Genomic DNA, 22,679 nt, shown 5'->3' with positions numbered 1-22,679 from the left:
TAGTCGGAAACTTGTTGGACTCTCGGCGACAGGCTTCAGCGGCTGCGCGGGTCGAGAGCATCGCGGAGACCGTCGCCGAGCAGGTTGAACGCCAGGACGGTCACGAAGATGGCGAGACCGGGCACGATCATGTACTGAGGATCGACCTGGTAGTAGGTGACTGCCTCGCGGAGCATGCCGCCCCAGGACGCCTGCGGGGGCTGGATGCCGACGCCGAGGAAGCTCAGGGACGCCTCGAAGAGGATGTTGGTCGGGATGAGCAGCGTCGAGTAGACGATGATCGGGCCGACCAGGTTGGGCATCAGCTCCCGGAACAGGATGTACGGGCCCTTGGCGCCCATGCCGCGGGAGGCGTCGACGAACTCGCGCTCACGCAGGGCGAGGGTCTGGCCGCGGACGATCCGGCCCAGGTACGGCCAGTTGAAGAAGCCGATGACGAAGATGAGCACGCTCAGGTGGAGCGGCAGCCCGTTCAGGCCGAACGCGCCGCCCTGCAGGGTGGCGGAGATCGCGATGGCGAAGAGCAGGAGGGGGAAGGCGAGGAAGGTGTCCATCAGGCGGCTGATGATCGAGTCGACCCGCCCGCCGTAGTAACCGGCGACGACACCCATGATCGCGCCGATCACGTTGGACAGGATGGTGGCGCCGAAGGCGACCACCAGCGACACCCAGGAGCCCTCCAGGACGCGGGTGGCGATGTCCCGGCCGAACTTCGGGTCCACGCCGAGCGGGTGGTCCGCGCTCATACCGCCCCAACTGCCCTTGGGCAGCGAGGTGTCGGGGGTGATCAGGTCCTGGTGGAACGCGTTCGGGTCGAGACCGAGCATGGCCTGGATCGGGCGCGAGAGGATCGCGAGGAGGATGAGCAGGAGCACGATGATGCCGCCGGCGACCGCGACTCTGTCCTTCTTGAACCGGGTCCAGGCGATCTGTCCAAGGGAACGACCCTCGATCTGCCCCTTACCGGCACCCTCGAGCACAGCTTCCGGCTGTGCCTCGGCTGCCGCTCCGGTGGTCTCGATCGGTGCGGTCACAGTGACCCGACCCCTCTCGCCGGTGGTGACCGGCCTGCGCCTGCCGCGGTTTGCGGCTTTGTCGACTTGCTCGACATGAGGTCTCGACCTCGCGTCTGAGTCGCGAGTCTTCAGCGTGGCCGCGATCACCCGCCAGAGCTGACGGAGAAAGTATGCGCAACCGTGATGCTGTCCTGGGGATTCCGTTATCCGATCAGTGGGTAACGACTTCCGGACGGGGGGCAGTTGGGGCAGAACTGCTTTTTATGCGCTAATTCGGACGTATCGTCGCCCATCTACGCGCGCAGAAGCCCGTCGGACACATGGATTCTGCCGTACGGTCCAAGGACCGGACCACGCGGGCCGGTTGCTCAGTAGCCGCCGTGGACGGGCGGGTAGCCGTATCCGGCGGCCGGGGCCTGGGGCTGCGGCTGGGGCGCGGGCACGTGGGCCTCGCGGTCGTAGAACGGGCGGGCGTTGTCCCGCATCCACATCACGACCGGGTCGTAGTCGTCGGTCATCGCGACCGTGGACACCGGCAGCCCCTCCGGAACCGCGCCGACGGACTGCTGCATCATCGCGCGCACCGAGTCGACCGCGGCCGGCGAGGTGTCGTACACGTCCAGGCCGATGGCCAGGTACGGCGCCCCGAGCGCGGGCTGCACCCAGGCGCGGCGCAGGGAGCGCAGGGCCGGGGTGCGGTGGGCGTTCTGCGCGAGCATGGCGTAGAACTGGGAGACCTCGACGCCGGGTTCCGACAGGCTCAGCGGGCCGGCGGGCTGGCGGTCCAGGCCGGTGGCGATGCGGCGCAGGTCCAGCCAGGGGACGCCGACGCCGCCGCCCGGGGCGTGCGGGTTGAGCCAGAGCCCGTAGTGGTCGGGGTAGAGGGTGCGGGCGACGTCCAGTCCGTCGACCACCTCGTAGGAGCGGTTCCAGCCGCTCGCCGAGAGTTCCTGCGCGGAGGTCACACAGGGGGCGTAGCTGAAGCCTTCGACCTCCATGTTCCCGTACTGGGCGTCGGGTGAGCCTGCCTGGCCGTGCCACAGCAGCATCCAGATCTGGCCGGAGGAGGGAGTGGCGAGTGCGCGCAGCAGTGCCTCGTAGGCGTCGTAGCGCCCGGGGGTGACCTGGCGCAGCATGTGCTCGACGCTGCCGCTGTGGCTCGCGCTCACCTGTCGTACCGGCCCTTCTGGGAGTTGCCCCGCGTTTGGGGAACAGCTTAAGCGCCCAGTGGCTCAGGGCCTTGTGTTCGTTCGCGGGTGCGGGTTGTTCGTGGCCTGTCGCGCAGTTCCCCGCGCCCCCTCGGACCGGCTGCTCCCGCGTCGGCTTCTAGTGGGCGTGCTGGTAGAAGGGGCGGACGTTCGCCCTGAGCCAGTCGGCCACCGGATCCTGGGCCACGTCCAGGAGGACGAGGTTGACCGCCCACTTGACCGGGACTTTGCCGAGGGCCTTGCCGAGGGCTTCCAGGGGCAGGGCGCGCAGGTCTCCGTCCCACTGGGAGAGTTCCACGCCGACGAACATCACCGGGTCCGCCGTCTCGACGGCGGCGAGGCAGCGGCGGGCGGTGAGGACCACGCCGGTCTCGGCGAACTCGGCCGAGGCGGCGGTGAGGAAGTCGACCGGGTCGTCCTGCCAGTCCGGCTCGAAGAGGCGGACCCGGCCACCGGTGCCGGGGCCGTCCAGCGGGGTGCGGCCCGCGCGGCAGAGTTCGGCCACCGCCTCCGGCGGGAGCGGCACGCCGACGACACCGCCGGGGTTGACGGCGATCCCGGCCTGCGGGGGCAGGCCGCGGGCGAACTCCACCGCCGGGGCGACGGTGTACGACATGTGGGAGCCGGCCGCCTGGCGCAGCTGCTCCTCCGAGCTGAAGACCGGGACGTACACCTGGCCGTCGATCTCCATGCTGGGCAGGTCCAGCGGGCCGCTGTGCGGGCCGCCGCCGTTGGGCAGGGGTACCCAGACGAAGCTGCGGCCCAGGACCTCGAGGATCCGGCCGCCCGCCGAGGGCGTGCCGAGGGAGGCCGAGAGCACCTCCTCCAGCTCGTTGCCGGGCCAACCGCCGTGCGGGTGGGGGTGCGTCTGTGCGGGGAAGTCCGCGGGAAAGTCCGCCGGGAAGTCCATCTGCCTACCGCCTGCTGGGAACCATGCTGTGGATCCGAAGGCTAGCGGGTGTCTGTGACAGCGCCCGGTCCGGTCAGCCCGAGAAGCCGATGCGGTGCAGGACGTCCGCGGCGTCCCGGTCCATCAGCACCGCCGAGCCGCAGCCGGCGGGCAGCTCGCCCCGCTCCACGGCGCGCAGCAGACGGCCGGCCGTACGGCGGTGGCGGCGGAAGGCGTACCGGGACACTCCGCGGCCGCGCTCGCGCTGGCCCTCCCGGGCGGTCTCGGGCGTGACGTCGAGGAGGAGCAGGTGGAGGGTGCCGCCGCGGCGGCGGGCCTCGCGGGCCAGCCAGGCGCGCACCCAGGCCTGGGTGCCGCAGTCGTGCACGACGACCCCCTCGCCGGTGCGCAGGGCGCGGCGCAGTCCGGCGTAGTGGGCGAGGCGGACCAGGGGGCGGTAGAGCGCGTAGGGAAGGAAGCGGGGCGCCCGGGCGGCCCAGCGGTCGCGGGCGTCCTGGGAGTCGACGCGGTGGCCGGGCACCGCGCGGTGCATCAGCGTGGACTTGCCGCTGCCGGGCAGGCCGGTGACCACCACCAGGTCGCGGGGGCCGAACAGCAGGGTGCGCGGGCCGCGGCCGACGCGGTCGCGCAGGTCGCGCACGACCGGGGCCGGGCGGTCCGCGCAGCGCTCGCGAGCCGGGGCGGATGGCTGGTTGGGCACCGCGATGCCGTCGGTGGCGGCGTAGGCCGTCGTCCTGTTCACCGTGATCGTCCTCCCCTGGGGCTCGCCAGATCCCATGCCCTTCGAATGTAAAGAGAAGGTAATGCGCCGTGTCCAGTGGTTCGGTACGCGTACTGCCACAGGTCGGTTACAGATGCGGCCCTGACGGGTGGGGTCGTGGCGTGCAATGATGTGCGCGCCAACTGCATACCGGCCGTTTGAATCCGCGCGGGAGAGTTCCCAGCAGCTTCGCTGGGACGCCGAAGGAGCAAGTCCCTCCCTTGAATCTCTCAGGTCCCCGTTACCGCGCGGGCGAGGCACATCTGAAAAGCGGGCCGCTGCGACAGTGGCTCCACCCAAGGTGCAAGCCGTGACCACTCCTTGCGAGGATCATGGCGAACCTCTCAGGTTCCGATGACAGATGGGGAGGAACGTTCCTCGCCCGCCCCCATGCCTGCCCTGGGAGACGACCGACCGATGAGCAGTACCGAACCCACTGGACTCCGTCATACCGCGCTGGACGCGCTGCACCGCTCGCTCGGTGCGACGATGACCGACTTCGCCGGCTGGGACATGCCCCTGCGCTACGGCTCCGAGCGCGACGAGCACCTCGCGGTGCGCACCAAGGCCGGTCTCTTCGACCTCTCGCACATGGGCGAGATCACGGTGACCGGCGCCGACGCGGCCGCCCTCCTGAACCACGCGCTGGTGGGCAACATCGCCTCCGTCGGCGTCGGGCGCGCCCGCTACACCATGATCTGCCGGGCCGACGGCGGCATCCTGGACGACCTGATCGTCTACCGGCTCGGCGAGACCGAGTACATGGTCGTGGCCAACGCCTCCAACGCCCAGGTGGTGCTGGACGCGCTGACCGAGCGCGCCGAGGGCTTCGACGCCGAGGTGCGCGACGACCGGGACGCCTACGCGCTGATCGCGGTCCAGGGTCCCGAGTCCCCCGGCGTCCTGAAGTCCCTCACGGACGCCGACCTGGACGGCCTGAAGTACTACGCGGGCCTGCCCGGCACGGTCGCCGGCGTCCCCGCGCTGATCGCCCGCACCGGCTACACCGGCGAGGACGGCTTCGAGCTGTTCGTGAAGCCGGAGCACGCGGTCGAGCTGTGGCAGGCGCTGACCAAGGCGGGCGAGGGCGTCGGCCTGGCGCCGTGCGGCCTGTCCTGCCGGGACACCCTGCGCCTCGAGGCGGGCATGCCGCTGTACGGGCACGAGCTGAACACCTCGCTGACGCCGTTCGACGCCGGGCTCGGCCGGGTGGTGAAGTTCGAGAAGGAGGGCGACTTCGTGGGCCGCGAGGCGCTCCGGCAGGCCGCCGAGCGCGCCGCCGCCGCACCGCCCCGCGTCCTCGTCGGCCTCGTCGCCGAGGGCCGTCGCGTACCGCGCGCCGGGTACCCCGTCGTCGCGGGCGGCCAGGTGATCGGCGAGGTCACCTCCGGCGCACCCTCCCCCACCCTGGGCAAGCCGATCGCCATGGCGTACGTCGACGCGGCGCACGCGGCGCCGGGCACCGAGGGCGTCGGTGTGGACATCCGGGGGAGCCACGAGCCGTACGAGGTCGTGGCGCTGCCGTTCTACAAGCGCCAGAAGTAGACACTGGGCGCGGTCCGTCCCGGGACGTGACTCCGCGCACATTCACCTGCTCATCAGCAGTCCCAGCAGTCCCTCATTCACCAGCACTCCCCGCGTACAGGAGAATTCAGGCCATGAGCAACCCCCAGCAGCTGCGCTACAGCAAGGAGCACGAGTGGCTGTCGGCCGCCGAGGACGGCGTCTCGACGGTCGGCATCACCGAGTTCGCGGCCAACGCGCTCGGCGATGTGGTCTACGCCCAGCTCCCCGAGGTCGGCTCCACCGTCGAGGCGGGCGAGACCTGCGGTGAGCTGGAGTCGACGAAGTCGGTCTCCGACCTGTACTCGCCCGTGAGCGGTGAGATCACCGAGATCAACGAGGACGTCGTCAACGACCCGTCGCTGGTGAACTCCGCCCCCTTCGAGGGCGGCTGGCTGTTCAAGGTACGCGTCTCGGAGGAGCCGGCCGACCTGCTCTCCGCCGACGAGTACGCCGCCCACACCGCCGGCTGAGGAGTCGTAGCCGTATGACTGTCCTGAACACGTCCCTGCACGAGCTGGACCCGGAGATCGCCGCCGCGGTCGACGCCGAGCTCGGCCGCCAGCAGTCCACCCTGGAGATGATCGCCTCCGAGAACTTCGCGCCGCTCGCGGTGATGGAGGCCCAGGGCTCGGTCCTGACCAACAAGTACGCCGAGGGCTACCCGGGCCGCCGCTACTACGGCGGCTGCGAGCACGTCGACGTCGCCGAGCAGATCGCCATCGACCGGATCAAGGAGCTGTTCGGCGCCGAGTACGCCAACGTCCAGCCCCATTCCGGCGCCTCCGCGAACCAGGCGGCCCTGTTCGCGCTGGCCCAGCCCGGGGACACCATCCTCGGCCTGGACCTGGCGCACGGCGGCCACCTGACCCACGGCATGCGGCTGAACTTCTCCGGCAAGCAGTTCAACGTGGTCGCGTACCACGTGGACGTCGAGACCGGCCTGGTCGACATGGCCGAGGTCGAGCGGCTCGCCAAGGAGCACCGCCCGAAGGTGATCATCGCCGGCTGGTCGGCGTACCCGCGGCAGCTGGACTTCGCCGAGTTCCGCCGGATCGCCGACGAGGTCGAGGCGTACCTGTGGGTCGACATGGCGCACTTCGCGGGCCTCGTCGCCGCCGGTCTCCACCCGAACCCGGTCGAGCACGCGGACGTGGTCACCTCCACGACCCACAAGACCCTCGGCGGCCCGCGCGGCGGCATCATCCTCGCCAGGAAGGGCTTCGCGAAGAAGCTGAACTCGTCCGTCTTCCCGGGCTTCCAGGGCGGTCCCCTGGAGCACGTGATCGCGGCGAAGGCGGTCTCCTTCAAGGTCGCGGCGGGCGAGGAGTTCAAGGAGCGCCAGCGTCGTACCGTGGAGGGTGCCCGCATCCTCGCCGAGCGCCTGACGGCGGCCGACGCCCGCGAGGCCGGCGTGAACGTGCTCTCCGGCGGCACGGACGTGCACCTGATCCTGGTGGACCTGCGCGAGTCCGAGCTGGACGGTCAGCAGGCCGAGGACCGCCTCCACGAGGTCGGCATCACGGTCAACCGCAACGCCGTCCCGAACGACCCGCGTCCCCCGATGGTCACCTCGGGTCTGCGGATCGGCACGCCCGCCCTCGCGACCCGCGGCTTCACGGCCGAGGACTTCGCCGAGGTCGCGGACGTGATCGCCGAGGCGCTGAAGCCGTCCTACGACGCGGAGGCCCTCAAGGCGCGCGTGAAGGCGCTCGCCGACAAGCACCCGCTGTACCCGGGTCTGAACAAGTAAGTCCCCGGTGGGGCACTCGGGAGGGTGCCCCACCACCCGCTGTTTTTGGCTTTCTGAGGAGTGACCGTGGCCATCTCGGTCTTCGACCTGTTCTCGATCGGCATCGGCCCGTCCAGCTCCCACACGGTCGGTCCGATGCGTGCGGCGCGGATGTTCGCCCGCCGTCTGCGCAATGAAGGGCTGCTGGAAAAGGCCGCCACGGTCCGCACGGAGCTCTACGGCTCCCTGGGCGCGACCGGGCACGGCCACGGCACCCCGAAGGCCGTCCTGCTCGGCCTGACCGGCGACTCGCCGCGCACGGTGGACGTCGAGACGGCGGACGCGCGCATGGAGGCGATCAAGGCCGACGGCCGGATCAGTCTCCTGGGCGAGCACGAGATCCCCTTCGACTTCGACCGGGACCTCGTCCTGCACCGCCGCAAGGCCCTGCCGTACCACGCCAACGGCATGACGCTCTGGGCGTACGACGGCTCCGGCGAGGAACTGCTCTCCAAGACGTACTACTCGGTCGGCGGCGGCTTCGTCGTGGACGAGGACGCGGTCGGCGCGGACCGCATCAAGCTGGACGACACGGCCCTGAAGTACCCCTTCCGCACGGGCGACGAGCTGCTGCGCCTGACGAAGGACACCGGCCTGTCCATCTCCTCCCTGATGCTGGAGAACGAGCGGGCCTGGCGCACGGAGGAGGAGATCCGGGCGGGCCTGCTGGAGATATGGCGCGTGATGCGCGAGTGCGTGCGGCGCGGCATGTCCCGCGAGGGCATCCTGCCCGGCGGTCTGAAGGTTCGCCGCCGCGCGGCCGTCTCGGCCCGCCAGCTGCGCGCCGAGGGCGACCCGCTGGCCCACGCCATGGAGTGGATCACGCTCTACGCGATGGCCGTGAACGAGGAGAACGCGGCGGGCGGCCGGGTCGTCACCGCCCCCACGAACGGCGCGGCGGGCATCATCCCGGCTGTCCTGCACTACTACATCGACTTCGTGCCCGGAGCCGACGAGGACGGAGTCGTCCGCTTCCTCCTGGCCGCCGGCGCGATCGGCATGCTCTTCAAGGAGAACGCCTCCATCTCCGGCGCCGAGGTCGGCTGCCAGGGCGAGGTCGGCTCCGCCTGCTCGATGGCGGCCGGCGCGCTCGCCGAGGTCCTGGGCGGCTCCCCCGAGCAGGTGGAGAACGCCGCCGAGATCGGCATGGAGCACAACCTCGGCCTGACCTGCGACCCGGTCGGCGGCCTGGTCCAGATCCCCTGCATCGAGCGCAACGGCATGGCCGCGGTGAAGGCGGTCACGGCCGCGAAGATGGCGATGCGCGGCGACGGCTCGCACAAGGTGTCCCTGGACAAGGTCATCAAGACCATGAAGGACACGGGCGCCGACATGAGCGTGAAGTACAAGGAGACCGCGCGGGGCGGCCTCGCGGTGAACATCATCGAGTGCTGAGCGGACCAAGGTCATAACCTGGGGCGCATGTCTGCGATCCGTCTTCTCGTGCTGGGCGCGGTCCGTCGGCACGGGCGGGCCCACGGCTACCAGGTCCGCAACGACCTGGAGTACTGGGGCGCGCACGAGTGGTCCAACGCCAAGCCGGGCTCGATCTACCACGCCCTGAAGCAGATGGCGAAGCAGGGACTGCTGCACGAGCACGAGGTCGCCCCGTCCACCGCCGGCGGCCCGCCGCGCACCGAGTACGAGGTGACGGAGCGGGGCACCCAGGAGTACTTCCGGCTGCTGCGCGAGTCGCTCACCGCCTACGGTCAGAAGCCGGACGTCCTGGCCGCGGCGCTCGGCTTCGTCGTCGACCTGGAACGCGAGGAGGCGCTGGAGCTGCTGCGCGACCGGATGCGGGCCATCCAGGAGTGGCGCGGACGGGTCACCGGGTACTACACGCCCGAGGGCGGCCCCGGCCGGCTGGGGCACATCGGCGAGATCATGAACCTGTGGGTCCACTCCGTCGACGGCGGTGCCGAGTGGACCCGGGGGCTCATCGAACGCATAGCGGGCGGCGCGTACACCTTCGCCGGGGAGGGCGAGCCCTTCCTGGGGGTGCACGCGGTACTCGCGGAGGGCGAGCGCAACCCGTACGCGACGGCGGAGCGGCATCCCGGGGACGAACGGTGAGGGCCGCGGCGGCGTGACCCCTCCACACCGCATCACAAGTCAAGTTTGACTAATCGACCGGGCGGGCGTTAACTTTGCCGACGAGGCAGTAGTCAAGTTTGACTACACGAGGTGGAGGAGACGCATGGCCGACGCGATCGTCGTCGAGGGCGTACGCAAGCGATACGGGGAGAAGGCCGCCCTGGACGGGTTGGACCTGCGGGTGCGACGCGGCACCGTGCACGGTCTGCTCGGCCCGAACGGCGCGGGCAAGACCACCACCGTGCGGGTGCTGACCACCCTGCTCCGGCCGGACTCGGGTCACGCGGAGGTGGCCGGACACGACGTTTCGAAGCAGGCCGACCGGGTGCGCGCCCGCATCGGTCTGCTCGGCCAGCACGCCGCGCTCGACGAGGAGCTGGGCGGCCGGCAGAACCTGGAGATGTTCGGGCGGCTGTACCACCTGGGCGCCCGACGGGCGCGCTCCCGGGCCGACGAGCTGCTGGAGCGCTTCGGCCTCACGGACACCGGCAGCAAGCAGGTCAAGCGGTACAGCGGCGGTATGCGGCGCAGGCTCGACCTCGCCGCCTCGCTGATCATCGAGCCGGAAGTGCTGTTCCTGGACGAGCCGACGACCGGACTGGACCCCCGCAGCCGCGCGGAGGTGTGGGCCTCGGTGCGCTCCCTGGTGGGCGGCGGAACCACCGTGCTGCTCACCACCCAGTACCTCGAGGAGGCCGACCAGCTGGCCGACCGCATCTCGGTGGTCGACCGGGGGCGGGTCATCGCCGACGGCACCGCCGACGAGCTGAAGGCCCGCACGGGCGGCGACCGCATCGACGTCGTGCTGCGCGACGCGGGGCAGTTGGGCGCGGCGGTGGCCCTGCTGCCGGTCGCCGCCGACGACGTCTCGGTGGACGTCGACCGCCGGCGGTTCAGCGCGCCGGTCGCCGACCGGATGAGCGCGCTCACCCAGGTCGTACGGGCCCTGGAGACGGCGGGCATCGAGGCGGAGGACATCGCGCTGCGCCGGCCGACCCTGGACGAGGTGTTCCTGCGCCTGACGGGGCGGCCCGAGGAGGCGGCGGTGGACGGGACCAGGGCCAGGGAGGCCGTATGAGCACGGTGAGCACGACGAACGCGGTGCGCGACGGCGGCAACGGCGTCGCCCTCGCCCTGAGCGACTGCTGGACCATGACCCGGCGGGAGCTGGCGCACTGGGGACGACAGCCCGTGCAGGTGGCCGTCGGCGTGGTCTTCCCCGTGATGATCCTGCTGATGTTCGGCTATCTGATCGGCGGCGGCCGGGGGGTCGGCGGCGACTACATCGACTACCTGGTGCCCGGAACTCTCGCGCTGACCATGGCCTTCGGCCTGGAGAGCACGGTGATCGCCGTCACCCAGGACCTCAACAAGGGCGTGATCGACCGGTTCCGGTCCATGCCGATGGCCAACGGGGCCGTCCTCGTGGGCCGTTCGGCGGCCGACATGCTGCAGTCGGTGTTGAGTCTCGCCGTCATGATCGGTGTCGGCTACGCGATCGGCTGGCGCACCCATGCGACGGCCGGTCAGTTCCTCGGCGCCGTCGGCCTGTTGCTGCTGTTCCGGTTCGCGATGCTGTGGATCGGCATCCACCTGGCACTGGTGGCGGGGAAACCGGAACTGGTGCAGGCGGTGCAGATCCTGGTCTGGCCCATCGGTTTCCTCTCCAACGCCATCGCGACGCCCGACTCCATGCCGGACTGGCTGGGCACGGTCGTCCAGTGGAACCCCATGTCCCAGACGGCGACGGCGGTCCGGGACCTGACGGGCAGCGTCGGCGGCGAACCGGGCCACGTCTGGGCGGCCGTGCTGTGGCCGCTGGCCCTGCTGGCGGTGTTCTTCCCGCTGGCGTCACGACGGTTCGCCAGGCTCAGCCACTAGAACCTGCCGGGGCCCGGCGCCGGCCGGGCCCCGGCGGCGGAGGCCGGTGGCCGCATCCCAGTCCCCCGTCAGTGGATGCGGCCACCGGCGCGAACCGCGGCGGACCCTGCCCCGTACCGGGGGCGGACGAAGATTCGAGCGATCCTCCAGCCCCGTGGGTGAGGCTCGGTGTCCGAGTATCCGACCGAGGCTCAGGACTGTGAGGAATCCGATGAAACGGGTCGTCATTACCGGTATGGGGGTCGTCGCCCCGGGCGGTGTGGGCGCCAAGGCGTTCTGGGAACTGCTCACGGCGGGCCGGACTGCCACCCGGGGCATCACCCTGTTCGACGCGGCCCAGTTCCGCTCCCGCATCGCCGCCGAAACCGACTTCGACCCCGCAGCGCACGGATTCACCCCCGAGGAGGCCGCACGTCTCGACCGGGCGGCGCAGTTCGCCGTCGTCAGCGCCCGCGAGGCGATCGCCGACAGCGGCGTCGAGGAGGCGCTCGACCCCCTGCGCACCGGGGTGAGCCTCGGCAGCGCGGTCGGCTGCACCACCGGCCTGGACACCGAGTACGCGGTCGTCAGCGACCACGGGCGCGACTGGACCGTCGACCACACCCGGGCCGTCGCCCACCTCTTCGACTACTTCGTGCCCAGCTCCCTGGCGGCCGAGGTGGCCGGGACCGTCGGCGCGCAGGGCCCGGTCTCGCTCGTGTCCAACGGCTGCACCTCCGGTCTGGACGCGATCGGATACGCCGCCGAGCTGATCCGCGAGGGCAGCGCCGACGTCATGCTGGCCGGCGCCACCGACGCGCCGATCTCCCCGATCACGATCGCCTGCTTCGACGCCATCAAGGCGACCAGCCCGCGCAACGACGATCCGGCGACCGCCTCCCGGCCCTTCGACCGCACGCGCAACGGGTTCGTCCTCGGCGAGGGGTCGGCGGTCCTGGTGCTGGAGGACTTCGAGCGGGCGCGCCGCCGGGGCGCGCGGATGTACGCCGAGATCTCCGGCTTCGCGAGCCGCAGCAACGCCTATCACATGACCGGACTGCGCGCCGACGGCCGCGAGATGGCCGAGGCGATCCGGGCGGCGCTCGACGAGGCACGGCTCGACCGCACCGCCGTCGACTACATCAACGCGCACGGCTCCGGCACCCGGCAGAACGACCGGCACGAGACGGCCGCCTTCAAACGCAGTCTCGGCGGCCACGCCCGGGACGTCCCGGTCAGCTCCATCAAGTCGATGATCGGCCACTCGCTGGGCGCGATCGGCTCGCTGGAGGTGGCCGCCAGCGCGCTGGCCATCACCCACAACACGGTGCCGCCGACCGCCAATCTGCACGAACCCGATCCCGACTGCGACCTGGACTACACCCCGCACACGGCCCGCGAGCAGCGGACCGACACGGTGCTCAGCGTCGGCAGTGGTTTCGGCGGCTTCCAGAGCGCCATCGTCCTCACCCGCCCGCGGCTCGCGGAGGCGGCGTGACCACCGCGGCCCTGTCACCACGGAGGTCGGGTGCCCGTACGGCCGCGGCGGTCGTGACCGGCATCGGAGTCGCCGCACCCAACGGCCTCGGCGCGGCGGCCTGGTGGGCGGCCGTGCTGCGCGGGGAGAGCGGCATCGGTCCCGTCACGCTCTTCGACGCCACCGGCTATCCCGTGCGGCTCGCCGGCGAGGTGCCCGGCTTCGTCGCCGAGGAACACGTGCCCAGCCGACTGCTGCCGCAGACCGACCGGGTGACCCGGCTGTCGCTGGCCGCGGCCGAGGAGGCGCTCGCAGATGCCGGGGTGGATCCGGCGGAGCTTCCCGAGTACAGCGCGGGCGTGGTCACGGCCAGTTCCGCGGGCGGGTTCGAGTTCGGGCAGCGCGAGTTGCAGGCGCTGTGGAGCAGGGGCGGCCGGCATGTCAGCGCGTACCAGTCGTTCGCCTGGTTCTACGCGGTCAACACCGGTCAGATCTCCATCCGGCACGGCATGCGGGGCGCCGGGGCCGCCCTCGTCTCCGAACAGGCGGGCGGTCTCGACGCGGTCGCCCAGGCCCGGCGGCAGATCCGCAGGGGCGCCCGGCTCGTGATCACCGGCGGGGTCGACTCGGCGCTGTGCCCCTGGGGCTGGGCCGCCCATCTGGCGGGCGGGGGGCTGAGCACCGTGGACGACCCGGCGCGCGCCTACCTCCCCTTCGACCCCGCGGCGTCCGGCCATGTGGTGGGTGAGGGCGGTGCTCTGCTGGTCCTCGAGGACGAGACGGCGGCACGGGAACGCGGCGCCGGGGTCTACGGCTCGATCGCCGGGTACGCGGCCACCTTCGACGGCGCCGGTGTCTCGCGCCTGGCCGACGCCGCCCGGCTCGCGCTCGCCGACGCCGGGGTCACGCCCGGCGAGGTCGACGTGGTCTTCGCGGACGCCGCCGGCGACCGTGCCGCGGACCGGGCCGAGGCCGAGGCGGTCGCCGGCCTGTTCGGCGCCTTCGCGGTGCCGGTCACCGCGCCCAAGTCCATGACGGGCCGGCTGCTGGCGGGCGGTGCCTCGCTGGACCTGGCGGCCGCGCTGTTCGCGCTGCGCGAGCAGGTGATCCCGCCGACCTCGGGGACGATGCGCCCGGCCGACGACTGCCCCCTGGACCTGGTGACCGCGACCCCGCGTCACGGTGTCCGGCTGCGCCACGCCCTGGTGCTGGCGCGCGGCCGGGGCGGCTTCAACGCCGCGGCCGTCGTCCGCGGCGGGACGGACTGAGCACCCCCACCCCATCCACCCACCCACCGGCCTCCGGCCCAGGACAAGCGTGCCCGGCACGCGGAGAGACAGCCTCATGAAGCAGCTCGAACTGACGGAACTGACCGCCCTGTTGCGTGAGTGCGCGGGAGAGGAGGAGGGCGTCGACCTGGAGGGCGACGTCCTGGACATCCCCTTCACCGATCTCGGCTACGACTCCCTGGCGATGCTCCAGACCACGGGGCGCATCGAGCGCGACTACGAGGTGACGCTCGACGAGGCGATCGGCGGGGCGGCGACCCCGCGCGAGTACCTGGAGGCGGTCAACCGGGCCCTGTCGGCCCGGGAGACGGCCTGAGCCGTGGCGGAGGCGGCGGCGCGACGCCGTCGCGGGGCCGCTCACGCCACCCACCGCACTTCATCGAGAAGGGGCATGATGACAACTCCAAGCCGTCGGCGCTTCGTCGCCGGTACGTTCGCCACCATCGGTGCCGCCGGACTCGCCGGGACGGGCCTGGAACCCGCCGCGGCGGCCGAGAGGGCCGCCGGTCCGGAGGCGGGCGGTACGTCCGAGCCCGTCGACATCACCCCGGGCGACCCCCGCTACGAGGACCTGGCGACGCGCGGCAACAACAAGCGGTTCACCGCGCGCCCGGCGGCCTTCCGGGTGGCCCGGACCACCGGACACGTCGTCGAAGCAGTCGGCGAGGCCGCCCGGTCCGGGCGGCGTGTCGCGGTGCGCAGCGGCGGCCACTGCTACGAGAACTTCGTGGGCGACCCGGCCGTCCGGCTCGTGATCGACCTCGGGGACATGGACGCCGTCTCGTACGACCCTCGTATGCGCGCCTTCATGGTCGAGGCCGGCGCGCGGCTGATGGACGTGTACCGAAAGCTGCACGACGGCTGGGGTGTCACGCTGCCCGGCGGCGCCAGCGCGACCGTCGGCATCGGCGGGCACATCGCGGGCGGCGGCTACGGAGCGCTGTCCCGCAGGTTCGGTGTCGCCGCCGACCACCTCCACGCCGTCGAGGTCGTCGTCGCCGACGCGTCGGGCCGGGCCCGTGCCGTGGTCGCCACCAGGGAGCCCTCGGACCCGAACCGCGAACTGTGGTGGGCCCACACCGGCGGTGGCGGCGGCAACTTCGGCGTGGTCACCCGCTACTGGTTCCGCTCCCCCGGGGCGACCGGCGACGACCCGGGCCGGCTGCTCCCGCGGCCGCCCGCCACGATCCTCTCCAACGCGGTGATGTACCCGCGCGAGGGCATGGACCGAGCTGCCCTGCGCAGGCTGGTGGGCAACTTCGGCCGGTGGCACGAGCGGCACGGCGGCGCCGACTCGCCGTACGCCGGGCTGTACGGCGGACTCGTGCTGTTCAGCCGGCTCAGGGAGAACGACCCCGGTCAGAGCGCCATCAGCTTCGCCCATGTCGACGGCACCCACCCCGATGCCGAGCGGTTGCTGAAGCGGTACGTGGCGGCCGTGACCGAGGGCGTCGGCGTCACGCCGCACATCACCGACACCGTCCGCTCCCCCTGGCTGACCGCCACGACCGAGCTCGCCGCCTCCCAGGACGCCGACAAGGGCCGGCAGAAGATCAAGTCGGCCTATCTGCGCCGTTCCTTGACGGACCGGCAGATCGACGCCCTGCACACGCACCTGAACAGCGGCGACCACAGCAGCGAGGCGGCGCACGTCTCGCTCCAGTCCTACGGCGGCCGGATCAACTCCGTGCGGCCGTCGGCCACCGCCACCTCGCACCGCGACGCGATCATCAACGTCATCTTCATGAACACCTGGCAGGACCCGCAGGCCGACGGGGAGAACATCGGCTGGCTGCGCCGCGTCTACCGCGACGTGTTCGCCGCGACGGGCGGCGTTCCGGTGCCGGGCCGCGGCAGCGACGGCTGCTACGTCAACTACCCGGACCTCGACATGGCGGACCCCGAGTGGAACACCTCGGGAGTGCCCTGGCACCGGCTGTACTACAAGGACAACTACCCGCGGCTCCAGCGGGTCAAGGCCGACTGGGACCCGCGGAACGTGTTCGGTCACGCGCTGGGCGTGCGGTCCGCCTGATCCGGGTGGGCCGCGAGGAACGGCGAGGAGGGGCGGCGCGCCGAGCGCCGCCCCTCCTCGCCGCGCGCCGTTCAGGACGGGACCCGCTCCAGCAGGGGGGTGTGGAGCTGCGGGTCGCTGCTGCTCAGCGCGCGCAGCGCGGAGCGGTGCGCGTGGAACTCCGGCTGCTCCAGCGCCCGGCGGAAGGACTGCTCGTCCTCCCAGTCGGCCACGTTGACGTAGCGGGTGGGCTCGTCCAGGTGGCGCAGCAGACGGTGCCGTACGAAGCCCGGCTGGGCGGCGAAGAACGCCGAGGTGCTCTCGAAGGCACGCTCGAACTCCTCGACGGAACCGGTGACTTCGAACCGGTTGACTAGTGTGATCACAGAGAGTTCCTTCCGGAGGACGCCGGGAATCGGGGTCACCGTCGCAGACGGCGCTCGAGAAGCCGTGGAACGCGGGTGGGCCGCGAACGGGAATCAAGAAAGCGGGACATATGGAGTGGATGACGCCTGAGCAGGCCGGACGGCTGGCGCGTTGCGCGGTCGCCTTCGAGCCGGGTGATCCGGCCCGTACCGGACGAATGGCCTTCTGGGATCCGGAGGGCGCGGGCCCGCCGGGCCCGCCCCACGGCGTCACGGCGGAGGCGGAGCTCGCCACCGGGGACGGCCTGCGAGTGGTCCCCGTGTCATGGCTCTCCGTCGCCGACGCGCTGCCGGTGCTGACCCTGGCGCGGCGCGGGTACGGCGGCGCGGCCGACGCGGACGCCGTGCACCCGGCGGCGGCCTTCTGGGGTGCAGCCACCGCGCTCGCGCTCCATCTCGCCGCCCGCGAGCGGCTGCTGCCGGGCGTCTCCGCCGGCGGCTACGACGCCTGGCGGGCCGGCCCCCTGGATCCCGAGGACATGCTGCGGCTGCGCGAGCTGGCCGCCGCCGCGCCGCCGGAGGCGCTCGCCGTGCCCGTGGCGCCGGGCAGTGCGCTGCTGCCGGAGCCGGACGGGGCGCTGCGCGCCTTCCTCGACGCGGTCGCCGACGCCCTGCCGCGCACCGCGGCCGCCGAGGCGGCGACCGGCCGTGCCGCGTTCGCCGCCGCCGAGCCCCAGCACGTGCCGCAGCTGCGGGCCTGGGCGGAGGAGATCGCGGTCGGCATCGACTCCGGCGTACGGGTCTCGCTGGCCGTGGGGCTGGTCCAGGGGGAGGACGGCGTGCCCGTGGGGCAGGTGGTGCCCCTCGTGTCGGATCTCGCCGACCCGACGGTGGTCCTGACGGCCGGGGAACTCTTCGACGGCGCCCCGCACGCGCTGGGACCGCTCGCCCAGACCGAGACGGTCCGCGCGGTGCGCCGCGCCGCCACGGTGTGGGAGCCGCTCGCCCGGCTGTTGCCCGTGCCGCGTGAACTCGTGCTCTCCGACGAGGAGTTCAGCCTGCTGCTGGGCGGTGGCGCGGCCCGGTTGCGGGCGCACGGCGTCGACGTTCGGTGGCCCGGCGAGGCGGAACACCGGATGACCGCGCGGGCCGTCCTCGGCGCGGATCGCACCCCGCCCTCCGACCTGCGCTCCGTCCTCGGCGGCGACGGCACCGTCGAACTGCGGTGGCAGCTCCGCCTCGACGGCGATCCGCTCACCGAGGAGGAGACGGCGGCCGTCGCCGGGGCGGGCCGGCCGCTGGTACGGGTGCGCGACCGCTGGGTGTTCCTCGGACCCGAACTCGCCCGCCGGGCCCGGGAGCGCGCGCTGGACCCGCTCACCGCCGTCCAGACGCTCGCCGTCGCCCTCACCGGGTACGCGGAGATCGGCGGCGAGCAGCTGCCGGTCGCCGACAGCCCCTGGCTGCTCGCCGTGCGCTCCCTGCTCGCCGACACCGCCGGTGACGCGCCCGTCGAGCAGCCGGCCGCGCTCGCGGCGACCCTGCGCGACTACCAACTGCGCGGCCTGGGCTGGCTGGCCCGGATGACCTCGCTGGGCCTGGGCGGCTGCCTGGCCGACGACATGGGCCTGGGCAAGACGATCCAGCTCATCGCGCTCCATCTGTTCCGCCAGGAGCACGAGGGCAGTCGCGGCCCCACCCTCGTGGTGTGCCCGGCGTCGCTGCTCGGCAACTGGGAGCGCGAGGTCCTGAGGTTCGCGCCCGGCACACCCGTGCGCCGATTCCACGGCACCGGCCGCAGCCTCGAAGGGGCGGACAGCGGCTTCGTCCTCACCACCTACGGCACCATGCGGCTGGAGACCGAGCGGCTCGGCCGTCATTCCTGGGGCATGGTCGTCGCCGACGAGGCCCAGCACGTCAAGAACGCGTCCTCCGCCACGGCCAGGGCGCTGCGGCTGATCCCGGCGGACGCCAGGATCGCGCTCACCGGCACCCCCGTGGAGAACAGCCTCTCCGAACTGTGGGCCGTGCTCGACTGGACCACCCCCGGACTGCTCGGCGGCCACGCCCACTTCCGCCGCCGCTGGATCGCCCCGATCGAGGCCGAGCGGGCCGGTTCCGGCGCCGCGGATCCCGGAACCGGCAGCCCCAGCGCCCAGCGCCTCGGCCGGCTCGTGCGGCCCTTCCTGCTGCGCCGCCGCAAGTCCGACCCGGGGGTGGCGCCCGAGCTGCCGCCCAAGACCGAGACGGATCGCCCGGTGCCGCTCACCGCGGAGCAGACCGCCCTGTACGAGCAGCAGGTGCGTTCCGTCATGGCCGAGATCAGGTCGACCGAGGGAATCGCCCGCAGCGGCCTGGTCCTCAAGCTGCTGACCGGCCTGAAGCAGATCTGCAACCACCCCGCCCAGTTCCTCAAGGAGGACGAGCCGAAGCTGGCCGGCCGCTCCGGCAAGCTGGCGCTGCTCGACGAACTGCTGGACACGATCCTGGCGGAGGACGGCGCGGCACTGGTCTTCACCCAGTACGTGGCCATGGCCCGGCTGCTGGAGCGGCATCTGGCGGAGCGGGGCGTTCCCGCGCAGCTGCTGCACGGCGGAACGCCCGTGGCCAGACGCGAGGAGCTGGTCCAACGCTTCCAGGACGGCGAAGTGCCGGTGTTCCTGCTGTCGTTGAAGGCGGCGGGCACCGGTCTCAACCTGACCCGGGCCGACCACGTCGTGCACTACGACCGCTGGTGGAACCCGGCCGTCGAGGCGCAGGCCACCGACCGGGCGTACCGCATCGGCCAGACCCGGCCGGTGCAGGTGCACAGGATGATCGCGGAGGGCACGGTGGAGGACCGCATCGCGGCGCTGATGGAGGCCAAGCGGGAGCTCGCGGACGCGGTCGTCGGCAGCGGTGAGCAGGCGCTGGGCCGGCTCGGGAACGACGAGCTGGCGCAACTGGTGGAGCTGAGGAGCGGGGCATGAGCGACGGACACGAGGACCTGGCCCGGGGCTTCGCCGCCTTCCCGCCGCGCAGGGGCGGGCGGGCCCGCGGCCAGTCCTGGTGGGGCAGGGCCTGGGTCGAGTCGATGGAGGACGGCTGGCCGGAGGAGGAGCCCCTGAAGAAGGGGCGGTCCTTCGCGCGCTCCGGGCGGCTCGGTCCCCTGACGGTCGCTCCGGGGCGCGTCACGGCGCAGTGGTACACCGGTGAGGACGAGCCGTACACCGTCGCCTTCGAGCTCCCCGAACTGGACGACGACCGGTGGGACGCGCTCTGGGAGCGGACCGCGGACCGGCCGGCGGAGACGGAGGCGCTGCTCGCCGGGGAGCTCCCGCCCGACCTGCTGGAAGCGGCCGAGGACGCCCGGTTGGGACTGCTGCCCGGCTACGGCGAGCTCGAACCGGAGTGCGACTGCGACGAGCCGGACCACCCGTGCGCGCACGCGGTGGCGCTCGGCTACCAGTTCTCCTGGCTGCTCGACGCGGAGCCGCGGATCCTGCTGTTGGTACGCGGCCGGGACTGGACTCGGGCGCTGGAGGAGCTGAAGTCCGTCCTGCTCGTGCGTGCCCTGACCGTTGCCGCCGACGACCCGGGGGACGGGGAGGAGGGCGAGGAGGGCGACGAGGGCGCTGATGAGGGCGCTGAAGGAGGCGAGGCGGAAGGCGCGGAGCGCCCGGGCGGGCAGGCCCCCCGGCCGGTCGCGGGCATCCCTCTCGCCGAGGCGTACGCACGCCCCGTCACTCCCCTGCCCGCCCTTCCCGCCCTGCCCGAACCGCCGGACGCGGACGCGGAGTCCGTGACCGGCATCGAGGCGGATCCGCTGGAGCGCCTCGTCGCCGACGCGGCCGTACGCGCGCGTGAACTGCTCGCCTACACCAAGGGGTTGACGAGTTCGCCGCCCCGGCCGCTCGAGCCGTGGCCGGACACCGTGCGGATCGCCGCCACCCACCCCGACCCGCGTGTGCCCCGGCGGCTGCGGGAGTCCTGCGGCCGGCCGGACGAACTGGACCGGGCGGTCGAGGCCTGGCGGTTCGGCGGGAGCGCCGGACTGGAGGTGCTCGAACAGGCGTGGGAGCCCCCGCGGCCCCAGGTCGCGCGGGCCCGGACGGCGCTCTCCGCGGGCTGGGAGGACGACGAGCTGCCCGAGGTCGTCGTGCGCGGCAACCACTGGACGCTGGCCGGCCGCGGACTGCAGCTGCGGTACGGGCGCGACGGCCGCTGGTACCCCTACCAGGACCGGTCCGGCACCTGGTGGCCGGCCGGGCCCCCGGCCCACGACCCGGCCCTGGCACTCGCCGACCTCCTCGGCGACTGAGACGGCCACGCCCCGAGATCCTCGGCGACCGGGACCGGCAGCACGCCGAGATCCTCGGCGGCCAGAACCGGCCGCACCGCCACACCGACGGCGGTCGGCCCGGGCCCCTTCTCCGGGGTCCGGGCCGGCCGCCGTCCGCGTGTTCACGGCCCGGCACCCGCCGAGCGAGGCTCTAACGATCCTCCAGGCTCCGGAACCACGATGAGATCGACAAGTCCGCCGGACGTGCGGCGGACGGGGACCGGAGGGGAAGAGCGTGGACGGCATCACCGAAGCGGCCACCGTCGCGGAGCCTCGTTCGTTCGTCGACGCCGTCGTGGACCACGCCCGCCGGACCCCGGAAGCGACCGCCCTGGTCTGGTGGGGGCACGCGATCGGCTACGGGGCGCTGCTGCGCCGCGCGGAGCTGGAGCGGGACCGGATCGCCCGGCTGCCGGCCGGCGAGCCTGTGGCCCTTCCCGCGGTCAAGTCGCCCCGGACGGTCGCCCTGATCCTGGCCTGCCTCCTGGCGCGCCGGCCGCTGCTGCTGCCCTCGCCGACGCTGGGCGCCGACGTCCTGGACCGGCTGTACGCACAGGCCGGGGTGCGTCATGTGCTCGCCCCGGGCAAGCCGCCCCGACGGCCGGCGGCGCCCGGCGGATCCCGGCCGGACCGCCCCGGCCGGACGGACCTCGAGGGGACCGCGCTGCTGCTCACCACCTCGGGCTCCACCGGGCTGCCCAAGATCGTGCCCCTGGGCAGGGCCGCGGTGGACCGGTTCACGGCCTGGGCCGGCGACGCCTTCGGCATCGGTCCCGGCACGACCGTACTGAACTACGCGCCCCTGAACTTCGACGTGAGCCTGCTGGACGTGTGGACGACGCTCGCCCGCGGCGGGCGGGTCGTCCTGGTCGACGCGGACCGCGTTCCCCAGGGCGGCCGTCTCCTCGATCTGGTCGAGCGGGAACGGCCCGAGGTGATCCAGTCCGTGCCGATGTTCTACCGGACACTGGTCGACGCGGCCCGCGCCGAGGGCCGTACGCTCCCGTCCGTCCGGCACGCCGTGTTCACCGGCGACACCATGCCCGCCCCCGTCCTGGCCGCTCTGCCACGGCTGCTGCCCGGCGCGCGGCTGTACAACGTCTACGGCTGCACCGAGACCAACGACAGCTTCCTGCACGAACTGCCCGGTGCCCCGGACCCCGACCGCCCGGTGCCCCTCGGCCGGCCGTTGCCCGGTGTGCGGGCGCTGCTCGTCCGGGGTGACGGCACGGTGCTGGACGGGCCCGGCACCGGCGAGCTGTACGTCTCCACCCCCTTCCAGAGTGCGGGCTATCTCGGCGCGCCGGCCGCCTCCGGCGCGTTCGTCCCGCATCCCGCGGGTGCCGACGGGCGGCGCTGGTTCCGCAGCGGCGACCTGGTGTGCCGCTCCGCCGACGGTGTGCTCACCCTCGTCGGACGCACGGACTTCCAGGTCAAGGTCCGTGGGGTGCGGGTCAATCCGCAGGAGGTCGAGCATCTGCTCCTGGCGCACCCGGGTGTCGCCGAGGCGGCCGTGCTGGCCCTGCCCGACCCGGTGTCCGGCCGGGCGCTGCACGCCGTGGCGCGCCGCGACCCCGGCTCCGGCCTCAACAGCCTGACGCTGCGCGGATATCTGGCGGGCGGCCTGGCCAGGGCCGCCGTCCCCTCGACGCTGCTGATCACCGACGAGCCGCTGCCCCGGACCGCCACGGGAAAGGTCGACCGGGAACGCGCCGTCCGAGTCCACTTCACCAAGGAGAGCTGACATGCGACACGCCCAGACCATCAAGGAGTTCGTGGTCGAGGAGTTCCTGCCGGACGTGCCCGCGGCGGAACTGGCCGACGACTACGACCTGCTGGCGCACGGGGTGATCGACAGCCTCGGGCTGCTCAAGCTGATCGCCTGGGTCGAGGACCGGTTCGACATCGACAGCGAGACGGTCGACCTGCGGCCGGAGTCCTTCAGGTCGGTGGCCGCCATCGACGCGTTCATCGCCCACGCGTCGCCGCAGCGGACGAAGAGCGCGTAGC

Annotated in this window: 20 protein-coding genes and 2 riboswitches; of the genes, 15 read left to right on the top strand and 5 right to left on the bottom strand. The window is 72.6% G+C overall.

The features are described from left to right. Positions 1-35 precede the first annotated feature (35 nt). From AC07CM_RS26030 to AC07CM_RS26015, 4 genes are all read right to left on the bottom strand, one after another. Positions 36-1,034, bottom strand: coding sequence for an ABC transporter permease (locus AC07CM_RS26030; RefSeq protein WP_478878855.1), 999 nt, complete (start codon positions 1,032-1,034; stop codon positions 36-38). 350 nt (positions 1,035-1,384) lie between these two features. After that, on the bottom strand, positions 1,385-2,152 hold the full coding sequence (locus tag AC07CM_RS26025) for an enhanced serine sensitivity protein SseB C-terminal domain-containing protein (protein WP_478878980.1): 768 nt from the start codon (positions 2,150-2,152) through the stop codon (positions 1,385-1,387). A 190-nt stretch (positions 2,153-2,342) separates the two neighbouring features. After that, on the bottom strand, positions 2,343-3,134 hold the full coding sequence (locus tag AC07CM_RS26020; RefSeq protein WP_478878854.1) for an enhanced serine sensitivity protein SseB: 792 nt from the start codon (positions 3,132-3,134) through the stop codon (positions 2,343-2,345). 73 nt (positions 3,135-3,207) lie between these two features. Continuing rightward, a complete protein-coding gene (locus AC07CM_RS26015) occupies positions 3,208-3,876 on the bottom strand; it encodes an AAA family ATPase (protein ID WP_478878853.1) in 669 nt (222 codons plus the stop codon). A gap of 177 nt (positions 3,877-4,053) precedes the next feature. Continuing rightward, positions 4,054-4,151: riboswitch (glycine riboswitch) on the top strand. Then, a riboswitch (glycine riboswitch) is annotated at positions 4,152-4,265 on the top strand. Positions 4,266-4,311: 46 nt separating this feature from the next. On the opposite strand from AC07CM_RS26015, the gene gcvT reads away from it, so the two are divergent. From gcvT to AC07CM_RS25960, 11 genes are all read left to right on the top strand, one after another. Beyond that, positions 4,312-5,439: a glycine cleavage system aminomethyltransferase GcvT gene (gene gcvT, locus AC07CM_RS26010; RefSeq protein ID WP_478878852.1), complete on the top strand. Its 1,128-nt coding sequence runs from the start codon at positions 4,312-4,314 to the stop codon at positions 5,437-5,439. A 113-nt stretch (positions 5,440-5,552) separates the two neighbouring features. Next, the gene (gcvH, locus tag AC07CM_RS26005) at positions 5,553-5,930 is read left to right on the top strand and encodes a glycine cleavage system protein GcvH (RefSeq protein WP_478878851.1); all 378 of its coding nucleotides are present in this window, start codon (positions 5,553-5,555) and stop codon (positions 5,928-5,930) included. 14 nt (positions 5,931-5,944) lie between these two features. Further along, positions 5,945-7,210 (top strand): serine hydroxymethyltransferase, encoded by a 1,266-nt coding sequence (gene glyA, locus AC07CM_RS26000; protein ID WP_478878850.1) that lies wholly within the window; start codon positions 5,945-5,947, stop codon positions 7,208-7,210. A 66-nt stretch (positions 7,211-7,276) separates the two neighbouring features. Beyond that, positions 7,277-8,644 (top strand): L-serine ammonia-lyase, encoded by a 1,368-nt coding sequence (locus tag AC07CM_RS25995; protein ID WP_478878849.1) that lies wholly within the window; start codon positions 7,277-7,279, stop codon positions 8,642-8,644. 27 nt (positions 8,645-8,671) lie between these two features. Then, positions 8,672-9,322, top strand: a complete 651-nt coding sequence (locus AC07CM_RS25990; RefSeq protein WP_478878848.1) for a PadR family transcriptional regulator — start codon at positions 8,672-8,674, stop codon at positions 9,320-9,322. 124 nt (positions 9,323-9,446) lie between these two features. Further along, the gene (locus AC07CM_RS25985; protein WP_478878847.1) at positions 9,447-10,421 is read left to right on the top strand and encodes an ATP-binding cassette domain-containing protein; all 975 of its coding nucleotides are present in this window, start codon (positions 9,447-9,449) and stop codon (positions 10,419-10,421) included. Next, on the top strand, positions 10,418-11,224 hold the full coding sequence (locus AC07CM_RS25980; RefSeq protein WP_478878846.1) for an ABC transporter permease: 807 nt from the start codon (positions 10,418-10,420) through the stop codon (positions 11,222-11,224). The genes AC07CM_RS25985 and AC07CM_RS25980 overlap by 4 nt, the downstream gene beginning before the upstream one ends. A 211-nt stretch (positions 11,225-11,435) precedes the next feature. Then, positions 11,436-12,701: a beta-ketoacyl-[acyl-carrier-protein] synthase family protein gene (locus AC07CM_RS25975; RefSeq protein WP_478878845.1), complete on the top strand. Its 1,266-nt coding sequence runs from the start codon at positions 11,436-11,438 to the stop codon at positions 12,699-12,701. Further along, complete coding sequence (locus tag AC07CM_RS25970) at positions 12,698-13,948, top strand: beta-ketoacyl synthase N-terminal-like domain-containing protein (RefSeq protein ID WP_478878844.1); 1,251 nt, start codon at positions 12,698-12,700, stop codon at positions 13,946-13,948. The genes AC07CM_RS25975 and AC07CM_RS25970 overlap by 4 nt, the downstream gene beginning before the upstream one ends. Positions 13,949-14,024: 76 nt before the next feature. Beyond that, on the top strand, positions 14,025-14,285 hold the full coding sequence (locus AC07CM_RS25965) for an acyl carrier protein (protein ID WP_478878843.1): 261 nt from the start codon (positions 14,025-14,027) through the stop codon (positions 14,283-14,285). A 75-nt stretch (positions 14,286-14,360) separates the two neighbouring features. Next, complete coding sequence (locus AC07CM_RS25960; RefSeq protein ID WP_478878842.1) at positions 14,361-16,004, top strand: FAD-binding oxidoreductase; 1,644 nt, start codon at positions 14,361-14,363, stop codon at positions 16,002-16,004. A gap of 71 nt (positions 16,005-16,075) precedes the next feature. Here the strand turns inward: AC07CM_RS25960 and AC07CM_RS25955 are convergent, their stop codons facing one another. Next, on the bottom strand, positions 16,076-16,369 hold the full coding sequence (locus AC07CM_RS25955; protein ID WP_478878841.1) for an antibiotic biosynthesis monooxygenase family protein: 294 nt from the start codon (positions 16,367-16,369) through the stop codon (positions 16,076-16,078). Between the two features lie 110 nt (positions 16,370-16,479). Here AC07CM_RS25955 and AC07CM_RS25950 point away from each other — a divergent pair, with 110 nt between their 5' ends. From AC07CM_RS25950 to AC07CM_RS25935, 4 genes are all read left to right on the top strand, one after another. Further along, on the top strand, positions 16,480-19,317 hold the full coding sequence (locus AC07CM_RS25950) for a DEAD/DEAH box helicase (RefSeq protein WP_478878840.1): 2,838 nt from the start codon (positions 16,480-16,482) through the stop codon (positions 19,315-19,317). Continuing rightward, positions 19,314-20,648 (top strand): SWIM zinc finger family protein, encoded by a 1,335-nt coding sequence (locus AC07CM_RS25945; protein ID WP_478878839.1) that lies wholly within the window; start codon positions 19,314-19,316, stop codon positions 20,646-20,648. Before AC07CM_RS25950 ends, AC07CM_RS25945 begins: the two co-directional genes overlap by 4 nt. A 256-nt stretch (positions 20,649-20,904) precedes the next feature. Next, positions 20,905-22,413 (top strand): AMP-binding protein, encoded by a 1,509-nt coding sequence (locus AC07CM_RS25940; RefSeq protein WP_478878838.1) that lies wholly within the window; start codon positions 20,905-20,907, stop codon positions 22,411-22,413. A 1-nt stretch (position 22,414) separates the two neighbouring features. Beyond that, a complete protein-coding gene (locus tag AC07CM_RS25935) occupies positions 22,415-22,678 on the top strand; it encodes a phosphopantetheine-binding protein (RefSeq protein ID WP_478878837.1) in 264 nt (87 codons plus the stop codon). The last annotated feature ends 1 nt before the right edge of the window (position 22,679 follow it).

Source organism: Streptomyces sp. NPDC044061, from assembly GCF_056434305.1.
The sequence above is the reverse complement of the archived record's forward strand: the minus strand, read 5'-3'. Positions and strand labels throughout refer to the sequence as shown.

Bases quoted from the DNA above. Each gene is read 5' to 3' on its own strand.
- AC07CM_RS26025 (WP_478878980.1), bottom strand. From the start codon at position 2,152: ATGCTGCGCCAGGTCACCCCCGGGCGCTACGACGCCTACGAGGCACTG.
- AC07CM_RS26020 (WP_478878854.1), bottom strand. From the start codon at position 3,134: ATGGACTTCCCGGCGGACTTTCCCGCGGACTTCCCCGCACAGACGCAC.
- gcvT (WP_478878852.1), top strand. From the start codon at position 4,312: ATGAGCAGTACCGAACCCACTGGACTCCGTCATACCGCGCTGGACGCG.
- gcvH (WP_478878851.1), top strand. From the start codon at position 5,553: ATGAGCAACCCCCAGCAGCTGCGCTACAGCAAGGAGCACGAGTGGCTG.
- glyA (WP_478878850.1), top strand. From the start codon at position 5,945: ATGACTGTCCTGAACACGTCCCTGCACGAGCTGGACCCGGAGATCGCC.
- AC07CM_RS25990 (WP_478878848.1), top strand. From the start codon at position 8,672: ATGTCTGCGATCCGTCTTCTCGTGCTGGGCGCGGTCCGTCGGCACGGG.
- AC07CM_RS25985 (WP_478878847.1), top strand. From the start codon at position 9,447: ATGGCCGACGCGATCGTCGTCGAGGGCGTACGCAAGCGATACGGGGAG.
- AC07CM_RS25980 (WP_478878846.1), top strand. From the start codon at position 10,418: ATGAGCACGGTGAGCACGACGAACGCGGTGCGCGACGGCGGCAACGGC.
- AC07CM_RS25975 (WP_478878845.1), top strand. From the start codon at position 11,436: ATGAAACGGGTCGTCATTACCGGTATGGGGGTCGTCGCCCCGGGCGGT.
- AC07CM_RS25965 (WP_478878843.1), top strand. From the start codon at position 14,025: ATGAAGCAGCTCGAACTGACGGAACTGACCGCCCTGTTGCGTGAGTGC.
- AC07CM_RS25960 (WP_478878842.1), top strand. From the start codon at position 14,361: ATGATGACAACTCCAAGCCGTCGGCGCTTCGTCGCCGGTACGTTCGCC.
- AC07CM_RS25950 (WP_478878840.1), top strand. From the start codon at position 16,480: ATGGAGTGGATGACGCCTGAGCAGGCCGGACGGCTGGCGCGTTGCGCG.
- AC07CM_RS25945 (WP_478878839.1), top strand. From the start codon at position 19,314: ATGAGCGACGGACACGAGGACCTGGCCCGGGGCTTCGCCGCCTTCCCG.
- AC07CM_RS25935 (WP_478878837.1), top strand. From the start codon at position 22,415: ATGCGACACGCCCAGACCATCAAGGAGTTCGTGGTCGAGGAGTTCCTG.